Consider the following 777-nt stretch of genomic DNA (forward strand, 5'->3'; position numbering starts at 1 on the left):
TGAGCAAATCCATGATGATCAAGTAAAAGAATGGATACTGGAGCTTCTTGAGGGTGAAGAGCATGTCTATGGTTACAAGCTTTTAGCAAAATGCATACGAGATCGGTATGGTCTCATCTTGAACAAGAAAAAGGCGTATCGTCTATGCAAAGAGTTAGGAATTCTTCAAAAACCGAGGGAGCGCGTTCAAACGCATCCCCGCAGATTGCCACGGAATCGGATCGTTACCGGCTCGAATCAGCTGTGGCAGATGGATATTAAATATGGCTACGTGATCGGACAGGAACGTTTCTTTTTCGTGCTGAGCATTATTGATGTGTTTGACCGCGTCATCGTTGGGCAGTATCGCGGATCGATCTGTGAGGCGAAACACGTTGTTCAAACCCTAGGATGGGCATTAGCGTCCCGTATTGGAACAGGAGAAGCCATGCCTGTTGTTCGGACGGATAACGGCCCACAGTTTATTAGTAAGCTGTTCGGCGATACATGTGAGAGCATCGATTTGGTCCATGAACGTATACCACCGCGGACACCGGACCTGAATGCCTACATCGAGTCGTTTCACAGCATACTTGAAAGGGATTTGTTCCGAAATAGAGCGTTCATGACTTTTGAAGAAGCGTATGAAGCGCTCGATACGTATATGGATTTCTATAATAATCGCAGGATGCATGGAAGTTTAAAACAGATGTCGCCAATTGTGTTCTCAGAGTGGATCAAGACACAAGAGGATGCTTCTGCTTTTCATAAAGCCATGTAACAGCATGAAATAATGAG

Annotated in this window: 1 protein-coding gene; it reads left to right on the plus strand. The window is 45.3% G+C overall.

Annotation, left to right across the window (positions count from 1 at the left end; translation table 11 throughout):
- Positions 1-760 (plus strand): IS3 family transposase (locus IEX98_RS28970; protein WP_188893134.1); only part of this gene is annotated, 760 nt, incomplete at its 5' end.
- Between the last annotated feature and the right edge of the window lie 17 nt (positions 761-777).

Origin of the sequence: Paenibacillus radicis (ex Gao et al. 2016) (genome assembly GCF_014641555.1) — a bacterium.
Lineage (GTDB): Bacteria > Bacillota > Bacilli > Paenibacillales > Paenibacillaceae > Pristimantibacillus > Pristimantibacillus radicis.